Here is a 17,658-nt window from a genome sequence, read left to right as displayed (position 1 = left end):
GCCTCACGGAGAGGCGGCCGCCGAATGCCGCGCCATGTCATTCGGTCTGTCTCTCAAACCGACGAACCGAGTAAGCGCGCCAACAGGGCGCGTCACCTGACGCACCGATCCCCCAGAGTACCGGATTAACGGTGCCCTAGGCGAACCGGACGGATCGTCGGAAGCCAGCCGAGGGCTACTCGGCCGACTTGGCTCGGCGGGAGCGTCTCCGCCCCCTGCCGGAAGTCTGGTTTGCCTGGTCGTCCTCGGCCGGGACGTCTTCCAGCGCACCGGTCACGGTATCACGGCTGGAGGAGTCCTTGGCCGCGGAAACCTTGTCCGAGACCGTCTTCTCGATCGCCATCTTCCCCTGCGTGCCGCGCGGCTCCGGCTTGGACTCCACCGGCTCCGTGGAGACCAGCAGACCCCGCCCGTTGCAGCACTCGCACGGCGTCGAGAACGCCTCCAGCAGCCCCTGACCGACCCGCTTACGCGTCATCTGGACCAGCCCCAGCGAGGTGACCTCGGCCACCTGGTGCTTGGTCCTGTCGCGCGCCAGGCACTCCAGCAGCCGCCGCAGCACCAGGTCGCGGTTCGACTCCAGCACCATGTCGATGAAGTCGATCACGATGATGCCGCCGATGTCCCGCAGCCTGAGCTGACGGACGATCTCCTCGGCCGCCTCCAGGTTGTTCCTGGTGACGGTCTCCTCCAGGTTGCCGCCCTGGCCGGTGAACTTGCCGGTGTTGACGTCGACGACGGTCATCGCCTCGGTACGGTCGATCACCAGCGAGCCGCCGCTCGGCAGCCACACCTTGCGCTCCAGCGCCTTGCCGAGCTGCTCGTCGATCCGGTACGACTCGAACACGTCGCCGTGCTCGCCGTCGTCCCACTTCGACAGCCGCTCGGCCAGGTGCGGGGCGACGTACTTCACGTACTCGTCCACCGTGTTCCAGGCGTCGTCGCCCTGGACGACCAGGTTCGTGAAGTCCTCGTTGAAGACGTCACGCACGACCCTGATCGTCAGGTCGGGCTCGGCGGACAGCAGCTCCGGCGGGCTGGCCGACTTGGCCTTCTTCTGGATGTTCTCCCACTGCGCCGACAGGCGGGCCACGTCGCGGGCCAGCTCCTCCTCGGAGGCGCCCTCGGCCGCGGTACGGACGATCACGCCCGCGTTCTCCGGCATGACCTTCTTCAGGATGCTCTTGAGCCGCGTGCGCTCCTTGTCGGGCAGCTTGCGGCTGATGCCGGTCATCGACCCGTCCGGCACGTACACGAGGTAACGGCCGGGAAGGCTGATCTGCGAGGTGAGCCGGGCGCCCTTGTGGCCGATCGGGTCCTTCGTGACCTGCACGAGCACCGACTGGCCCGACTTCAGCGCCGACTCGATCCGCTTCGGCTGGCCCTCCATCCCGGCGGTGTCGAAGTTCACCTCACCGGCGTACAGGACCGCGTTCCTGCCCTTGCCGATGTCGACGAACGCCGCCTCCATCGAGGGCAGCACGTTCTGGACCTTGCCGAGGTAGACGTTGCCGACGTACGACTGACTGGCCTCGCGGTTGACGTAGTGCTCGACGAGCACGCCGTCCTCCAGCACCGCGATCTGCGTACGGTCGCCGTGCCGGCGCACCACCATCATGCGGTCCACCGACTCGCGGCGGGCCAGGAACTCCGACTCGGTGATCACCGGCGGACGCCGGCGGCCCAGCTCGCGCCCCTCGCGGCGGCGCTGCTTCTTGGCCTCCAGCCGGGTGGAGCCGCGCACGCTCTGCACGCCGTCGGTGGCGGTGTCGAGCGTCGCCGTACGGCCGGAGCGCGGCGCGCGGATGCGCACCACCGTGTTCGGCGGGTCGTCGCTGGCCGGCTCGGTGCCCTCCTCGGTGCCCCTGCGGCGGCGACGGCGACGGCGACGCGACGTGGAGGCCTCCTCTTCCTGGCCTTCCTCCGCCTGCTCCTCGTCACCCTCCTCCTCGGACTCCTCGCCGTCCTCGGCCTCGTCACGCTCGCGCGCCTTGCCACGGCCCCGGCCGCCCCTGCGGCGGCGACGGCGGCGGCTGCCGCCCTCCTCCTCTTCCTCCTCCTGCTCGTCGGAGGTGTCGAGGTCGGTTTCGTCCTCGGCCACGATCTCGTCGACCGGCTCCTCGGCCTCCTCGGGCTCGGGAGCGGCCTGCGGCTCGGGCTTGCGCTGCACGGCCGGCTTGGCCTGGCTCGGGTCGGGCGCCTGGAACAGCGGCGCGAAGATGGCCGCCGGCCGCTGGAACGCGGTGCTGCCCGGCTCGACCGTGCGCCGCGCGGTCAACCCGAACGGGTCGGCGAGCAGGCTCGGCCGCACGCTCTCCTCGTCGAGGTCCTCGCCGGCGGGCTCGTCGTCGAGCGGCTCGTCCTCGGGCAGGATCTCCAGGATGTCGTCCTCGTCGGCCTCGTCACCCAGAACATCCGCGCCTTCAGCGCCTTCGGCACCTTCAGCAGTCCGGTCGGCAGCGACACCGGCAGCAGCATCGGCGGCGGCACCGCCACCAGCGACCCCAGCCCCTGCGACACCGGCTTCTGCGACACCGGCCCCTGCGACACCGGCCTCCGCGGCCTCGACGCCCGCGGCAGTCCCCGCCGCGGCGCCCTCGCTGCCGCTGACGGCCTCGCCGGTCGTCCCGGCACCGGTCGCCGCGGCCCGCCTCCTGCGGGTGCTGACCGGCGCCTCAGCCTCACCGGCAGCCGTCTCAGCCCCCTCGGCCTCCCCGGCAGCGGCCTCCGCCTTGCCGGCCTTGGCCGTCGTGGTCCTGCGCGTGCGGCGCCGCGTCGTCGCGGACACCGCTTCGGCCGCCTCCGCGGCCACCGTCTCTTCACCGGCTCCGGCACCCGCCGCGGACTCCTCCACAGCACCGGACACCTCGGCGGCAGGGGCCGCCGCGGCCTCTTCCGTCTCGGCCTTCTTCCGCGTGCGGCGCCGCTTGGCGGGCGCCTCCTCCGCGACCTCGGCCGGCACGTCCGCACCGGCCTCAGCGGCCTCGGCGGGCGTCTCCGCCGCAGCCTCTTCCGTCTCGGCCTTCTTCGTCGTACGCCGCCGCGTCGTCGTGGCGGTGGACCGGGTGCGGGTGGCCCTCTTGGGCTTCTCGGTCACCGCCTCGGCCACGGCGTCGGCCACGGCGGCCTCCACCGGGCTGTCAGCGGGCTGGGCCGCCGTAGCGGCGTCGGCCGGGCTCACGGCGGCTTCGAGCAGCTCGGGCGCCGGCTCCCCGGCGGCCCGCTGCACGGCCTTGCGCTGCACGGCCGTCACCTCGGCCACGGACGGCGCGGCCTGCGCGGCGACGACCGTGACCGGCGCGGAGGCCGGCTCCTCGGGCAGCTCCGGCGGCGGACCCGCGGGGCGGCTGGCGGAGCGGCGACGCTTTGTCACCTCGGGCTGTTCAATTGTCTCCCCGTCAGGGCCAGTGGCCCCGGCGTTGGGCTCGTTGTCGAGCATGCGGGCGCTCTCCCGTCAGCTCCCGGGCGCGTCGCCGCGCCGCGCAGGAGCCCTCGTGTCTCGTTGTCCGCCGGCGCTCCCGTATGGAGCGCGCCGGCGCCAAGTCCTGTCAGCGGTCGTGCTCGGCTCATGCCGGGCACGTCCTTAACCGGCGACGTGCTCACCCGCCGGCCCCGCCTCGCCGCCGCGCGTGGTGTCGCGGTCAAGGTCGAGCGGATCGGCAAGTGCACCGGTGCTCGCGTCGAGCGGCCCCTGCGCCAGCCTGGTCACCTCGGGGGGAACCGGCGGCGCGAAGTCGGCCACAAGGCGCAGCCCTGTGAGCACATCGTCGGGTCGAACGGCAGGCGTCATGTGCCGAACAACCATGCGCAGTATGACACACGGCCCTCCATGCACCTGAGCTGCGGTTCTTTCTGCTCCCTCGGAAACCGTGAGCCCCAGGACCGCCTGCCGCGCGTCGAAGCGGCGGGGACCCTTCTTGGTCAGGCGCTCGACTTCCACCGTGCCTGCCGCGAGGAACTTCTCCACCGCCACCTCGGCGAGCTCGCGATCGGCACCCGGCAGCCGCACCTCCCAGTCGGAGACCTCCAAGCGGTCGGCCAGCCCACCCGGACCCGCCTCCACAACGTCGAGCACATCGAGCCCAGACGGCAACGACTCGTCCAGGTCTTGCCTGACCTGGGCGGGGTCGCACGGCGTGGTAACACCGATCTCGAGGTATTCGGCTTCGCTGGCGACGCCGGTCGGCGCCGCGCCCGCGTAGGAGATCTTCGGGTGGGGCGAGAAGCCCGCGCTGTAGGCCACCGGAATGCCGGCACGGCGGACCGCTCTCTCAACGGCCCGCGAGATGTCGCGGTGGCTGGTGAAGCGCAGGCGGCCGCGCTTGGCGTAACGCACACGCAGGCGTTGCACCGTGGGCGCGGGCGGAGGCCCTTCGGGAACAGGTTTCAGAGCTTGTCGTCCTTCCCTTGTAAGAGTTCCTACGTCTCAGGATAAGCCGCTGCGGCGCGTGAACGTGTACGCCGTGACACGGCTCGCCCACTGAGCGCGCTAGACCACCGTCAGAGGAAGGAGTTTGCGCCCCGTGGGGCCGATCTGGATCTCGGTGCCCATGGTCGGGCAGACCCCGCAGTCGTAGCACGGGGTCCAGCGGCAGTCTTCGACCTCGCCGCCGGAGATGGCCTCCTGCCAGTCCTGCCACAGCCATTCGCGGTCGAGGCCGGCGTCGAGATGGTCCCACGGAAGGACCTCGTTCTCCTCCCGCTCGCGCGTGGTGTACCAGTCGACGTCGATGCCCGCCTTCTCCGCGGCGGCCATCCAGCGCTCGTAGGAGAAGTGCTCGCTCCACCCGTCGAAGCGGCCGCCGTCTTCCCAGACGTTCCTGATGACGGCGCCGACCCTGCGGTCGCCCCGCGACAGCAGGCCCTCCACGATGGACGGCTTGCCGTCGTGGTAGCGGAAGCCGATGGCGCGGCCGTAGTTCTTGTCGCCGCGCAGCGCGTCGCGCAGTGCCTTGAGCCGCCGGTCGACGGTCTCGTGGTCGGCCTGCCCGGCCCACTGGAACGGCGTGTGCGGCTTGGGCACGAAGCCGCCGATGGAGACCGTGCAGCGGATGTCGCGGCTGCCGGTCGCCTCGCGGCCCGCCTGGATGACCTTCTTGGCCAGGTCGGCGATGCCGAGCACGTCTTCGTCCTGCTCGGTGGGCAGGCCGCACATGAAGTAGAGCTTGACCTGGCGCCAGCCCTGCGAGTAGGCGGTGGTGACGGTGCGGATCAGGTCTTCCTCGGTGACCATCTTGTTGATCACCTTGCGCATGCGCTCGGAGCCGCCCTCCGGCGCGAACGTCAGGCCCGAGCGCCTGCCGTTCCTGGAGAACTCGTTGGCCAGGTCGATGTTGAACGCGTCGACCCGGGTGGACGGCAGCGACAGCGAGGTGTTGGTGCCCTCGTAACGGTCGGCCAGGCCCTTGGCGACCTCGCCGATCTCGGAGTGGTCGGCGGACGACAGCGACAGCAGGCCGACCTCGTTGAAGCCGGACTCCTTGATGCCGTTGTCGACCATCGCCCCGATCGTGGAGATGGAGCGCTCGCGCACGGGGCGCGTGATCATGCCGGCCTGGCAGAAGCGGCAGCCGCGCGTGCAGCCGCGGAAGATCTCCACGCTGAACCGCTCGTGCACCGTCTCGGCCAGCGGCACCAGCGGTTTCTTCGGGTAGGGCCACTCGTCGAGATCCATGACGGTGTGCTTGTGAACCCGCCACGGCACGTCGGCCCGGTTGGGTGCGACCCGCTTGATGCGCCCGTCGGCGTGGTATTCGACGTCGTAGAACTTCGGCACGTAGACGCCGCCGGACTCGGCGAGCCGCATCAGCAGCTCGTCACGCCCGCCGGGCCTGCCCTCGGCCTTCCACTCGCGGATGACCTCGGAGATGGCGATGGAGATCTGCTCCCCGTCGCCGAGCACGGCCGCGTCGAGGAAGTCGGCGATGGGCTCGGGGTTGAAGGCCGCGTGGCCGCCCGCGAGCACGATCGGGTCGTCGTCGCCGCGGTCGACGGCCAGCATCGGGATGCCGGCCAGGTCGAGTGCGGTCAGCAGGTTGGTGTAGCCGAGCTCGGTCGAGAACGACACGCCGAGCACGTCGAAGGCGCGCACCGGCCGGTGCGCGTCGACGGTGAACTGCGGGACGCCTTCGGCCCGCATGAGCTCCTCGAGGTCGGGCCAGACCGCGTACGTGCGCTCGGCCAGCGTGCCCGGGAGCTCGTTGAGAATCTCGTAGAGGATGGCCACGCCCTGGTTGGGCAGCCCGACCTCGTAGGCGTCCGGGTACATCAGCGCCCATCGCACGTCCGCCGAGTCCCAGTCCTTGACGGTCGAGTTGAGCTCACCCCCGACATACTGGATGGGCTTCTGCACCTTGGGCAGCAGCGCTTCCAGGCGGTGGAAAATCGACTCGACAGGCATACCGTCAAGGGTAGCGGCGCTCAGACGGTGGCAGGTCCGGGGATGTCTATGTCGTTTCCACTGAGCACCAGGATGTGGTGCCCCTCGTAGCAGGTCAGCTCGACGGCGATGACCCCGCTTTCCAGGTTGTGCACCGCGACGACATGGCTCGCGGGCAGCAGGAAGCGTTCGCCGCACTCATCGCAATAGGCCAAGAACATACTGCTAATTAAACGACTGTCTTCGGATCCTGATGGCCTGCAGCAACCCGATTGCAATGAGATTGGCGAATGTGGCGGTGCCGCCGTACGACACGAACGGCAGCGGCAGGCCCGTGATCGGCATGATCCCGATCGTCATGCCCACGTTGATGAACGTCTGGAACGCGAACCAGCACACGATCATGCCCGCGACGAGCGTCCCGAACCGGTCTTCGCACTGCCGGGCGATCTTCAGCCCGCGCAGCAGCACGACCCCGAGCAGCAACACCACCGTGACCGATCCGAGGAAGCCGAACTCCTCCCCCGCCACCGTGAAGATGAAGTCGGTGTGCTGCTCGGGCACGAACCGCCCGGTCGTCTGCCCGCCGCCGAGCAGCCCCTTGCCGAGCAGCTGCCCCGAGCCGATCGCGATCAGCGACTGCGTGCTGTTGTAGCCCACCCCGCGCGGGTCGACACTCGGGTCGACGAACGCCGTGAACCGCGCCACCTGGTACGGCTCCAGCATCTGAAAGTAGAACACCGCGAACACGCCGGCGCCCGCGACCAGCGTCAGCACCCCGATGAGCCGCTTGCGCACCCCCGCGATGATCAGCCCGGCGGCCGTGATCACCGCCAGCACCAGCGCCGTGCCCAGGTCCGGCTGGAGCATCACCAGCCCCAGCGTGATCGCCGCGGCGAAGAGCACCAGCGTCACGTCGAACGCGCGCGGCCGATCGGTGCCCTCGGCCGGCTGGGCGAGCAGCATCGCGATGATGAGCAGCAGCCCGACCTTGGCGAACTCCGACGGCTGCACGGCGAACCCGCCGCCGAGCAGGATCCACGAGTGCGACCCGTTGATCGTCGCCCCGAGCGGGGTGATCACCAGCGCCAGCCCGACCAGCGACAGCAGGAACACCAGCGGCGCGTACGCCCGCATCGCCCGATGGTCGACCGCGGCCACGATCACGCACAGCACCACGCCGATGGTCTCGTTGAGCAGGTGCTTCTTCACCAGCCCCGTGGAGCCGGGCGCCCACGTGCGGGTGGACGACCACACCAGCAGCGTGCCGATCACGCACAACCCGGCCACCGCGACCAGCATCAGCCCGTCGAGCCGCCGCACGGTGGAGCTCTCGGCGGTGATCCGCCGCAGCAGTGAGGGCCGCCGGACGGCCGCCGTCCGGGCCGTCATCGCCGGCCTCCCGATCGCGTGCTCATCCCCGGATCACCGTTCCGTCAGGGGCGAAGCGCGGCAGACGCGTGGTCAGCCGCCCGCCGGGCACGGCGGGCTTGCGCTTGATGCCGTAGATCCCCTCGTAGATCTCCCGCACGGCGGGCGCGGCCGTCTGCGCGCCCATCCCGCCCTGCGAGACCATCGCGACGACCACGTACTGCGGGTTCTTCGTGGGCGCGAACGAGGCGAACCACGACGTGTCCTGCTTCCCCCACACCTCGGCGGTGCCGGTCTTGCCGCCCACCCGCACCTTGTTCATCGGGAACCCGGCGAAGGCCCCCGCCGCCGTGCCGTCGGCGGCCACCTGGCTCAGCGCGTGCTTGATGTAGAGGCGTTCCTTCTCGCTGAGCGGCAGCTTGCCCACGACGGGCACGGGGATGGTGCGCACCACCTTGCCGTCGGGCCGCACCTGCGCCCACCCGATGCGCGGGCTGCGCACCTTGCCATCGCTGACCAGCGCCATGTACGCCCTGGCGAGCTGCATCGGCGTGACGAGCACGTCGCCCTGCCCGATGGAGAAGTTGGCCGAGTCACCGGGCCGCAGCAGGAACCCCTCGGTGCAGTTCTCCAGTGCCAGCCGCTTGAGGAACTCGGCCCGCGCCCGGTCCTTCTCCTCCGGGTACCCCTTGCGCGACCGCTCGCAGTTGATCGCGCTGGTCTTCTGCCACAGGTCCTTCTTCCAGGCCCGGTCGGGGATGCGCCCCGCGGACTCGCCCGGCAGGTCGACGCCGGTCGGCTTGCCGAACCCGAAGGCCCGCGCCATGTTCGCGAAGATCTCCTTGGGCTTGCGCTTCGGGAAGCGCCCGCCATCCTTCAGGTACTGCTCGTACGCCGCCCGGTAGAAGATCGTGTCGCACGACTTGACCAGCGCCGTGTGCAGCGTGAGCGTGCCCAGCGAGATGCCGCGGAAGTTGTTGAACGCCCGCCCGCCCACGGTGTAGGAGCCTGGGCAGGAGTAGTGGCCGTTGAGCGGGTATCCGGCCCGCAGCATCGCCGACACCGACGAGATCTTGAACGTCGAGCCGGGCGCGAACTGCCCGTTGATCGCCCGCGACACGAGCGGCTTGCCCGACTTCTCCGACAGCAGCCACTGGTAGCCCCGTGCCGAGATGCCGCCCGCCCAGATCTCGGGGTCGTACCCGGGCGCGCTGGCCAGCGCCACCACCCGCCCCGTACGCGCGTCGAGCACCACGGCGGCCCCGCCGTCGGCCGAGGGGGCGGACTTCATCGCCCGGTCGAGCGCCTTCTCGGTCACGGCCTGCACCCGCGAGTCGATGCTGGTCACGAGGTGGTCGCCGGGGATGGGCGTGATCTGCTCCTCGACGCCGAGCGCCTTGCCCATCCGGTCGACCTGCACCCTGCGCAGCCCGGACTTGCCGCGCAGCGCGTCGTCGTAGACGTATTCGAGCCCGTCGCGCCCCGCCAGGTCCACGCCGGAGAAGCTGGCCTTGAGCCCTTCGCGCTGCTCCAGCTCGGCCTCGGTGACCGGCTGCAGGTAGCCGAGCATCTGCGCCCCCGCCCGGCCGCCGGGATACTGCCGGACGGAGTGGATCTCCGCCGTCACCCCGGGAAACTCCTCCTGCCGCTCCAGGATCTGCAGCGCCTCGCGCGTGTCGACCTTCTCGTCCAGCGGCACCGGCTGGTACGGCGAGCCCGTCCAGCACGGCTTGCCCACGCCGGGCCCGCACGGCGTGATGCGCTGCTGCAGGTCGGAGACGGGCCGCCCGAGCACCGCCGACAGCTTACGCAGCACCTTGATGCCGCCGTCCTTCATCCGCGACAGCCTGGTCCTGTCGACGGAGACGACCAGCGCGGTCTTGTTGCGCACCAGCGGCCGGCCCGACGAGTCGAGGATCTGCCCGCGCACGGCCGGCACGATCACGGCGCGGGTCCTGGTCTCGGTGGCCCGCGTGACGAACTCCTGCCCCCGCACGACCTGCACCTGCCACAGCCGCACGGCCAGCACGACGAGCAGCGCCAGCACGAGCACGTGCAACACCAGCAGCCGGGCCCGCATCCTGGTCATATTGCGAATCTCTTCCTGGTGGTCAGCCAGATCACGATCGGCGAGACGAGCAGCGTGTAGACGATCGTGACGGGCACCTGCTCGGTCAGCGTGGCCACCGTCACGCGGGCGTCGCCGATCAGCCCGCCGACGGCCGCCGCCAGCAGCGGCCCGATCAGCACGCACAGCACGACCGTGGTCACCGGCCCGCCCGCGCCCCGCCCGGCGACGTAGCCGACCAGCGCCAGCACGAACGCGTACTGGCCCATCAGATGGGCGGACGGCGGCATGACGTCGACCAGCAGCCCCGCGAAGAACCCGAGCACCGCCCCCGGCGCGGGCCCCCTGACCAGCGCGGCCCCGACCACGGCCAGCAGCACCAGGTCGGGCGCCCCGCCGGCGGGCAGCGGCACCCGGTTGACCAGCATCACCTGCGCCAGCAACGCCAGCACCACGGAAGCGCCCCCGATCACCGCGAGCCCTCCTTGGCCGGCAGCACCGAGTCGCGCGGGTCGCGTTCGGGCGCCTTCACCACCACGCCGACGACGTCGAGCGCCGTCAGATCCGCGTACGGCCTGGCGTAGGCGATGCGGGTCAGCTCGCCGGGCGTGGACTCCACCCGCTCGATCACCCCGATCGGCACCCCCGGCACGTACGGCACCGCGTTCTGGGAGCCGAAGCTGACGATCCGTCCGCCCCTGCTCATCGTGGCCGTGGAGTCGAGCAGCCGGAACTGCACGAGCCGCCCGTGCTCCCCCACCCCGTGCACGACGCCGATCTCCTTGCCGCCTTCGAGCCGCGCCCCCGCGGCGGAGGCGGGATCGCTGATCAGCACCACCGTCGACGTGCGCGCCGAGGCGTGCAGCACCCGGCCGACCAGCCCGTCGCCGTTGAGCACCGTCATCTCCGAGCGCACCCCGTCGCTGGTGCCGATGTCGATCTGCACCGCGTCCTCGAACCCGGGCTGCCCGCGCCTGGCGATCACGTTGCCGGGGACCACCTTGTATCCCCCGGCGCCCGCCAGCCCGACCAGCCGCTCCAGCTCCTTGGCCCGGTCGGCGTCGAGCTTGCCGGCCAGCAACCCGGCGCGCAGCTTGGCGTTCTCCGCCTTCAGAGCCTCGATGCGCTCCCTGGCCGCGGGCGCGGTCAGTATCGCGTGCACGAACGTGCTGACGGGACGCATCACCCCGCCGCCGAACTGCTCCGCCGTGCCGAACAGGTAGGACCCGGCCGCGCGCAGCGGGCGCAGCGGCGAGCTGTCGCCGGTGCGGTGGTCGACGGTCAGGATGACCAGCGCCGCCGTCAGCAGCACTCCCAGGATCAGCCGGGCACGGCGTGAGTCTCTCATCAGTGTCGCGACTCCGGCACCAGGACCTGCTGGAGGGCCTCGAACTCCTCGGCGCACTTGCCGGAGCCGATGGCCACCGAGTCGAGGGCGTTGTCGACCAGGTGGACGGGCATGCCCGTCTCGGCCTTGACCCGCTCGTCGAGCCCCTTGAGCAGGGCTCCGCCGCCGGTGAGCGCGATGCCGCGATCCATGATGTCGCCCGACAGCTCGGGCGGGCACTTGTCGAGCGTGGTCTTGACCGCGTCGACGATCGCGTTGACCGGCTCTTCGGTGGCCCTCCTGATCTCCTCGCTGGACACGATGATCGTCTTGGGCAGCCCGCTGACCAGGTCGCGCCCGCGGACCTCCGCGTGCGCCTCCTCACCGAACGGGCAGGCCGAGCCGATGGCGATCTTGATCTCCTCGGCGGTGCGCTCGCCCAGCATCAGCGAGAACTCCTTCTTGGCGAACGCGATCACCGCCTGGTCGAGCTCGTCGCCGCCGATCCTGATCGACTGGCTCGTGACCACGCCGCCCATCGAGATGATCGCCACCTCGGTGGTGCCGCCGCCGATGTCGACGACCATGTTGCCCGTCGGCTCGTGCACCGGCAGCCCGGCCCCGATGGCGGCGGCCATGGGCTCCTCGACGATGTAGACCTTCCTGGCCCCCGCCTGATAGCCGGCCTCTTTCACCGCCCGCTGCTCAACGCTGGTGATGCCGCTCGGCACGGCGATGATGATGCGCGGCTTGGCGAAATGTCGCCGCCGATGCACCCGTTGAATGAAATAGCGCAACATCCGCTCAGTGACGTCGAAATCCGCGATCACACCGTCCTTGAGCGGACGGACCGCGATGATGTTGCCAGGCGTGCGGCCGATCATCCGCTTGGCTTCGATGCCGACCGCCACGATCTTGCCCGTCGCCGTGTTGATCGCGACGACTGATGGCTCGTTGAGCACGATGCCACGGCCACGCACATAGACCAGCGTGTTGGCGGTGCCCAGGTCGACCGCCATGTCACGGCCGAGGAACGCGAGCTTGCTGCCCATGGGGAACGGAGCCCTCCGTAACGTCGTTCGCGAATGACTACGGATCGAATTCGAATCGTAACGTGACGTACCCACCGATGCGCGCAATGAGCCATCGCGCCCGTCAAAAATCTCCAGCCCGTACCTCAACCGCAATTTTGCCCGGATTGCACCACAACATCCGCTGGACGGCTGGAACGGTCCATCAACCAACTGCGGGAAACACTACGGTAAGCGCCCGACAAAAAATCCCCGCCACCCGTTAGCCCGCGTCCCCGCACCGCATGAGCTCGCCCAGAGCGGGGGCGGCGCGCGCCGGCTCAAGAGCTCCCGGCGCGGCTCCGCAGCCGCCCCACTCCGCCCGCGAGGCGTTCCGCACCGCCACACCACCGCCCGGCCTCGCCCAGAGTGCCATCGGCGCACGCCCCGGCACGAAAATCCACGAGTTCTGGCGCCGGTGGCCGCTGGCCCGCTCCGTCCGCCCCAGCACTACCGGCTCCCCCAAACACAAAACGCGCCTCCGCAGCCGAAGCCCGCGGAGGCGCGTAAAACGCGAAATGCCCCTAGAACCTAAAACCGGTCCGGGAAGAAGATCTTGATCTCGCGGGCCGCCGACTCGGGCGAGTCGGAGCCGTGCACGACGTTCTCGCCGATCTCAAGGGCGTGGTCGCCACGGATCGTGCCGGGAGCCGACTTGACCGGGTCGGTGAGGCCGGCCAGCGCGCGGAACGCCTCGACGGCGCGCGGCCCCTCGAGCACCATGGCGACGAGCGGCCCCGAGGTGATGAACTCGACGAGCTCACCGAAGAACGGCCGCTCGGAGTGCTCGGCGTAGTGCGCCTTGGCGGTGTCGGCGTCGAGGGTGCGCAGGTCCATCGCCACGACCTTGAGGCCCTTGCGCTCCACACGGGCGATCACGTCACCGATGAGGCCGCGCTTAACCCCGTCGGGCTTGATCAGGACAAGAGTGCGCTCGGACACTTGAAGTTCTCCTTCGAACAGAGTGGGGTCGCGACTGCAGGCATCCGGCCTGGCCGCGAGGACGCGTCGCGGGGCACGCGCCCGCGCGTCGCCGTAGCAGGTCCCTCAGCTTACCGTCCCGGCCCCTGCCCTCGTTTCCCCAGCGGAACCCGGCGCCCTACGGGGCCGCGCCGTCTTCGGGCGACTGCCCCTGAGGCGGCACGGCGGGCCCGTCGCCGGGAGCCACCGCGACCTGGTCGAAGGCGCCCCTGGTCGACACGGGCACCACCACGCGCGGGATGGCCCCGGTGGGCCCCTCCTCCTCCTCTTCGTCGTCGTCGTCCCGGCCGGGCGCCGGCACGAGCAGCACGTCGGCGGGCGGCATGGTGGGAATGCCCGCGCAGGGAGGCTCCGACGACGGCACGGGCTCCACCGGCACGGCCCCCGACCCGGAGCGCCGGGCCATCACAGCGGCCAGCACGATGATCGCCACCACGAGGAACCCGCCGATCAGCGCCCACCAGTGCAACGCCCCCACGAAGCTGTCGACCAGCTCCTGAGCCGAGCGCACCCCGTCGAGCATGGCCATCTGCACCCCGGTGCCGAGCAGGAACCCGACGAGCACGCCCGTACAGCCCAGGGAGAGCCCGAACATCGCGGTGCCGACGCCCGCCTCCTGCGTGGCCGCCGTCAGCGCCACCGCCGCCCCCGCCGCGAGCAGGCTGAACGGCACCGCCAGCACCAGCCCGTCGGCCGACGGCACCACGAGCCGCACCGAGCAGAGCCCGACCACCATGGCCAGCAGCCCCATCGGCGCCAACCAGCGCCCGGTCGTCCTCGTGAGCAGCCGCACCGCCACCGACGCCACGACCGCGAGGAGCCCGGCCAGGACGTACGGCACCCACAGGCCGCGCAGCCCTGGACCGCCGAGACCGCCCATCTCCACCAGCGTGACCTGCGCGGCGCTGGGCAGCAGCACGACGCCGACCGCCACCATCGTGTACGCCGGCAGGCGCCCGCCCGCATCCCCCGTCGAGGCCAGCACCAGCAGCCCCACTACCGCCAGCGACGCCAGCAGGATCACCGGCAGCGCCCGCCACCCCTCGGACGCCGTGCTGATCGCCACGGCCGCGACGACCGCCGCGGGCACGGCCGCGAGCAGCAGCCGGCCGCGCTCCAGCAGGTCGGGAACGGGCGTCTCGGGCCGCCCCAGCAGCATCCAGGCGACCAGGTGGAGCGCGGCCAGCCCGAGCGCGACCCCCGTCAGCAACGGGTACGGCTGCAGCGTGACCCGCCAGCTGCTGACCTCGTCGAGCGGCCACAGCGCGAGCGCCTGGGCCGTGAGCAGGCTGAGCCCGAACACGCCCACCCACAGCGCCCGCAGGACCGGCACGCGCTGCCACACGGCCGCCAGCGTGGTGGTGAGGACGAGCCCGGAGCCGGCGCCGCGCAGCACGCGCACCACGCCGACGACGAGCTCGGAGCCCGCGAAGCCGCCCGCCGCGTCGGTCAGCGCCACCAGCGCCAGCCCGGCGACCAGCAGGTGCGCGGCGGGCACGCGGCGCAGCGCCACCGCCGCCAGCGGGACGGCCAGCATGAGCGCCGGCAGCGCGAGCCCGTGCGTGCGCATGAGCCCGGCCTGGTCGAGGCCCGGCGGCAGCAGCCTGGCGACGACGGACAGCGTGTTGGGGATCGCGACGACCGCCAGAGGCAGCGACACCACGACGAGGAGCCCGAGCAACGTGTCGAGCAACCAGGAGAATCCGTGGCGCGCCTGATGCGGCGGCCGCGTGATTGGGGGGACGGCCATGTAGGCCGACTTTAGCGGGAAGTAGCGCCCTCGACACGGCGAGCTACGATAATCGCCGTGATCCACAGCGCGGCGAAGATCGCGCCGAGGAAGAACATGGTGGTCACGAGGAAACCCGTACAGATCGCCAGCACCTGGACGACGCTGCCGAGCACGTACCCGAAAGGCCGCTTGAGCAGGCCGGCGGCGATCACGCAGAGCACGGCGAGCCCGATGCCGACCGTCACGGCCAGCGCGGGCGCCACCTCCCCCACAGTGATCGCCACGGGCGTGACCAGCCCGGCCACGATGGCCTCCATGCCCAGCACGCTGGCGCCGAGCCGGCGCATGCCGGGAGTGACCTCGAAGCTCATCATGTGCCGTCCGCCTTGAGCAGCAGCCGCGCGTCGCCCGCCGTGACGACGGACCCCGTGATCAGCACGCCCGTGCCGCTGAACTCGCCCTCGGCATCGGCGATGCCGATCGCCCGGTCGATGGCGTCGTCGAGCCGCTCCACGACGTGCACGCGCTCCTCGCCGAACAGCGGCAGCGCCAGCGCCGCCAGCTCCTCCGCCGACAGGGACCTGGGCGAGGAGTTGCGGGTCACGACGATCTCTTCGAGGATCGGCTCCAGCAGCTCCAGCAGCGCCTCGACGTCCTTGTCGCGCATCACCGCGACCACGCCGATCACCTTGGCGAAGTCGAACGCCTCGTGCAGCCCCTCCAGGCTCGCCTGCATGCCGCCGGGATTGTGCGCCGCGTCGATCACCACCGTCGGGGTGCGCCGCACGACCTCCATGCGCCCCGGCGAGGACGCCTGGGCGAACGCGGCCCGCACGAGCTCCACGTCGAGCGGATCGTCACCGCCGGTCAGCGCCTCGACGGCGGCCAGCGCGCACACGGCGTTGCTCGCCTGGTGCGCGCCGTAGAGCGGCAGGTAGACCTCGTCGTAGACGCCCTTGAGGCCGCGCAACGTGAGCAGCTGCCCGCCGATCGCCACCTCCCGGCTCAGCACGCCGAACTCCAGCCCCTCGCGGGCGACGACCGCGCCCACGTCGGCCACCCGCCGCATCAGCACCTCGGCGGCGGCGAGCTCCTGCTGGGCGAGGATGGTGGTCGCGCCGGCCTTGATGATGCCCGCCTTCTCGCCGGCGATGCTCGGGATGTCGGGGCCGAGCCGGTCGGTGTGGTCGAGCGAGATGGGCGTGATCACCGAGACGGTGCCGTCGGCGACGTTCGTCGCGTCCCACGACCCGCCCATGCCGGTCTCGATGACCGCCACGTCGACCGGCGTGTCGGCGAACGCCGCGAACGCCATCGCCGTCAGCAGCTCGAAGAACTGGATGCGCCGACCCTGCGTGTCGGCCAGCTCGACATACGGGATCACCTCCTCGTAGACCTGGGCGAACCGCTCCTCGCTCAGCGGCTCGCCGTCCACGGTGATGCGCTCGCGCATCGACACGAGGTGCGGGCTGGTGTAGCGCCCCACCCGCAGGTTGCGCTCCTTGAGCAGCGCCTCGGTCAGCCGCGCCGTGCTCGTCTTGCCGTTGGTGCCGGCGATGTGTACGACCGGGTACGCCCGCTGCGGCGAGCCCAGCAGGTCAAGAAGGGCCGCGATCCGATCGAGCGTCGGCTCGAAATCCCACTCGACGCCACGATCCAGGATCGCGCGTTCTACCGCACGATAATCCACCCTTCAACCCTACTGACCACCGGAAGCGGTCCGTACACCCGGCGCACATATTGCCGGACATATAGAAAAGTAGAGGGTACTCACCCCCGCGGCCACGGTGCCACCTTGGGAAACAGCCCGCCCCGCCCCCCGGCGGGCCGCTCTTGAGGAGGCAATCGTGGAAGGCGAGCACACTCGCGCGGAAAAGCAAGGCGGCATCAGCAGGAAGACGCTGTTCAAAGCGGCTCTCATAGCGACACCGGTCCCCTTACTCGCAGGACAGGTGCCGGCCCTCGCCCGGCAGACGGCCGAGAGCGGCAAGCCGCTCACCCCCACCCCGTACTGCGACGACGGCGACGACCCCACGATCCCGCAGACGGAGGGCCCCTACTTCAAGCCGAACTCCCCACAGCGCACGGTCCTGCCCGGCGCCGGCACCCCGCTGACCGTCAGCGGGTACGTCTTCGGTCTCGCCTGCCAGCCCCTGGCCAACGTGCTCCTGGACTTCTGGCAGGCCGACAACAACGGCGCCTACGACAACGTCACGTACAACTTCCGCGGCCACCAGTACACCAACGCCCAGGGCGCCTTCAAGCTCACGACGATCGTCCCCGGCCTCTACCCCGGCCGCACCCGCCACATCCACGTCAAGGCCCAGGCCCCCGGCCGGCCGATCCTGACGACGCAGCTCTACTTCCCCGGCGAGCCGCGCAACAACACCGACACCATCTTCGACCCCCGCCTCCTCATGACGGTGCGGACGGTGGGGACGGGTAAGGAGGCCACGTTCGACTTCGTGCTCAACGTCCCGGGCGTACCGCCCACGGACCCGCCGACGAGTCCGCCTCCGGGCGGCGGCACCTGGCAGGTTGGGGTGACCTACCAGGCGGGTGACCGGGTCACCTATGGCGGCGCGACCTACCGGTGCCTGCAAGGGCACCAGGCCCAGGCGGGCTGGGAGCCACCCAACGTGCCCGCGCTGTGGCAACGCGCCTGACCCACACGGTCCCCGAACGCAAGAGAGGGCCACCCCGGCTGCTGGGGGTGGCCCTCGTTGCACA

General features: G+C 70.9%; 14 protein-coding genes. 1 reads left to right on the top strand and 13 read right to left on the bottom strand.

What is annotated here, in order from left to right:
* Nucleotides 1-175: 175 nt before the first annotated feature.
* The 13 genes from HCN51_RS48230 to HCN51_RS48170 form a co-directional block, all read right to left on the bottom strand.
* A complete protein-coding gene (locus HCN51_RS48230) occupies nt 176-3,373 on the bottom strand; it encodes an Rne/Rng family ribonuclease (protein WP_346434062.1) in 3,198 nt (1,065 codons plus the stop codon).
* Between the two features lie 210 nt (nt 3,374-3,583).
* Entirely contained in the window at nt 3,584-4,336 is a 753-nt protein-coding gene (locus tag HCN51_RS48225) for a TIGR03936 family radical SAM-associated protein (RefSeq protein ID WP_230465887.1), read from the bottom strand.
* 153 nt (nt 4,337-4,489) lie between these two features.
* Nucleotides 4,490-6,400, bottom strand: coding sequence for a TIGR03960 family B12-binding radical SAM protein (locus HCN51_RS48220; RefSeq protein ID WP_168018831.1), 1,911 nt, complete (start codon nt 6,398-6,400; stop codon nt 4,490-4,492).
* Between the two features lie 20 nt (nt 6,401-6,420).
* Nucleotides 6,421-6,600, bottom strand: coding sequence for a hypothetical protein (locus HCN51_RS48215; protein ID WP_168018829.1), 180 nt, complete (start codon nt 6,598-6,600; stop codon nt 6,421-6,423).
* A gap of 4 nt (nt 6,601-6,604) precedes the next feature.
* A complete protein-coding gene (gene rodA / locus HCN51_RS48210; protein ID WP_168018827.1) occupies nt 6,605-7,771 on the bottom strand; it encodes a rod shape-determining protein RodA in 1,167 nt (388 codons plus the stop codon).
* Between the two features lie 22 nt (nt 7,772-7,793).
* On the bottom strand, nt 7,794-9,839 hold the full coding sequence (mrdA, locus tag HCN51_RS48205; RefSeq protein ID WP_168018825.1) for a penicillin-binding protein 2: 2,046 nt from the start codon (nt 9,837-9,839) through the stop codon (nt 7,794-7,796).
* Nucleotides 9,836-10,291, bottom strand: a complete 456-nt coding sequence (gene mreD / locus HCN51_RS48200; protein WP_080046156.1) for a rod shape-determining protein MreD — start codon at nt 10,289-10,291, stop codon at nt 9,836-9,838. The genes mrdA and mreD overlap by 4 nt, the downstream gene beginning before the upstream one ends.
* A complete protein-coding gene (mreC, locus tag HCN51_RS48195) occupies nt 10,288-11,166 on the bottom strand; it encodes a rod shape-determining protein MreC (RefSeq protein WP_168018823.1) in 879 nt (292 codons plus the stop codon). The genes mreD and mreC overlap by 4 nt, the downstream gene beginning before the upstream one ends.
* Nucleotides 11,166-12,197 (bottom strand): rod shape-determining protein, encoded by a 1,032-nt coding sequence (mreB, locus tag HCN51_RS48190; protein WP_080046154.1) that lies wholly within the window; start codon nt 12,195-12,197, stop codon nt 11,166-11,168. The genes mreC and mreB overlap by 1 nt, the downstream gene beginning before the upstream one ends.
* Before the next feature lie 549 nt (nt 12,198-12,746).
* On the bottom strand, nt 12,747-13,157 hold the full coding sequence (ndk, locus tag HCN51_RS48185) for a nucleoside-diphosphate kinase (protein WP_080046153.1): 411 nt from the start codon (nt 13,155-13,157) through the stop codon (nt 12,747-12,749).
* 157 nt (nt 13,158-13,314) lie between these two features.
* Nucleotides 13,315-14,946 carry a hypothetical protein gene (locus HCN51_RS48180; RefSeq protein ID WP_168018821.1) on the bottom strand — a complete coding sequence of 544 codons (1,632 nt, stop codon included), beginning with the start codon at nt 14,944-14,946 and terminating at the stop codon, nt 13,315-13,317.
* Between the two features lie 11 nt (nt 14,947-14,957).
* Nucleotides 14,958-15,302, bottom strand: coding sequence for a DUF4233 domain-containing protein (locus HCN51_RS48175; RefSeq protein ID WP_080046151.1), 345 nt, complete (start codon nt 15,300-15,302; stop codon nt 14,958-14,960).
* Entirely contained in the window at nt 15,299-16,618 is a 1,320-nt protein-coding gene (locus tag HCN51_RS48170; protein ID WP_168018818.1) for a glutamate ligase domain-containing protein, read from the bottom strand. Before HCN51_RS48170 ends, HCN51_RS48175 begins: the two co-directional genes overlap by 4 nt.
* Before the next feature lie 262 nt (nt 16,619-16,880).
* Here HCN51_RS48170 and HCN51_RS48165 point away from each other — a divergent pair, with 262 nt between their 5' ends.
* On the top strand, nt 16,881-17,594 hold the full coding sequence (locus HCN51_RS48165) for a dioxygenase family protein (protein WP_346434061.1): 714 nt from the start codon (nt 16,881-16,883) through the stop codon (nt 17,592-17,594).
* Nucleotides 17,595-17,658 lie beyond the last annotated feature (64 nt).

The sequence above is a fragment of the Nonomuraea composti genome (assembly GCF_012034275.1).
GTDB lineage: Bacteria > Actinomycetota > Actinomycetes > Streptosporangiales > Streptosporangiaceae > Nonomuraea > Nonomuraea composti.
This window is presented reverse-complemented; position numbering and strand designations above follow the sequence as displayed.

Coding starts and splice junctions, on each gene's coding strand:
- HCN51_RS48220 (WP_168018831.1), bottom strand. CDS start 6,400: ATGCCTGTCGAGTCGATTTTCCACCGCCTGGAAGCGCTGCTGCCCAAG.
- HCN51_RS48215 (WP_168018829.1), bottom strand. CDS start 6,600: ATGTTCTTGGCCTATTGCGATGAGTGCGGCGAACGCTTCCTGCTGCCC.
- rodA (WP_168018827.1), bottom strand. CDS start 7,771: ATGACGGCCCGGACGGCGGCCGTCCGGCGGCCCTCACTGCTGCGGCGG.
- mrdA (WP_168018825.1), bottom strand. CDS start 9,839: ATGACCAGGATGCGGGCCCGGCTGCTGGTGTTGCACGTGCTCGTGCTG.
- mreC (WP_168018823.1), bottom strand. CDS start 11,166: ATGAGAGACTCACGCCGTGCCCGGCTGATCCTGGGAGTGCTGCTGACG.
- mreB (WP_080046154.1), bottom strand. CDS start 12,197: ATGGGCAGCAAGCTCGCGTTCCTCGGCCGTGACATGGCGGTCGACCTG.
- HCN51_RS48180 (WP_168018821.1), bottom strand. CDS start 14,946: ATGGCCGTCCCCCCAATCACGCGGCCGCCGCATCAGGCGCGCCACGGA.
- HCN51_RS48175 (WP_080046151.1), bottom strand. CDS start 15,302: ATGATGAGCTTCGAGGTCACTCCCGGCATGCGCCGGCTCGGCGCCAGC.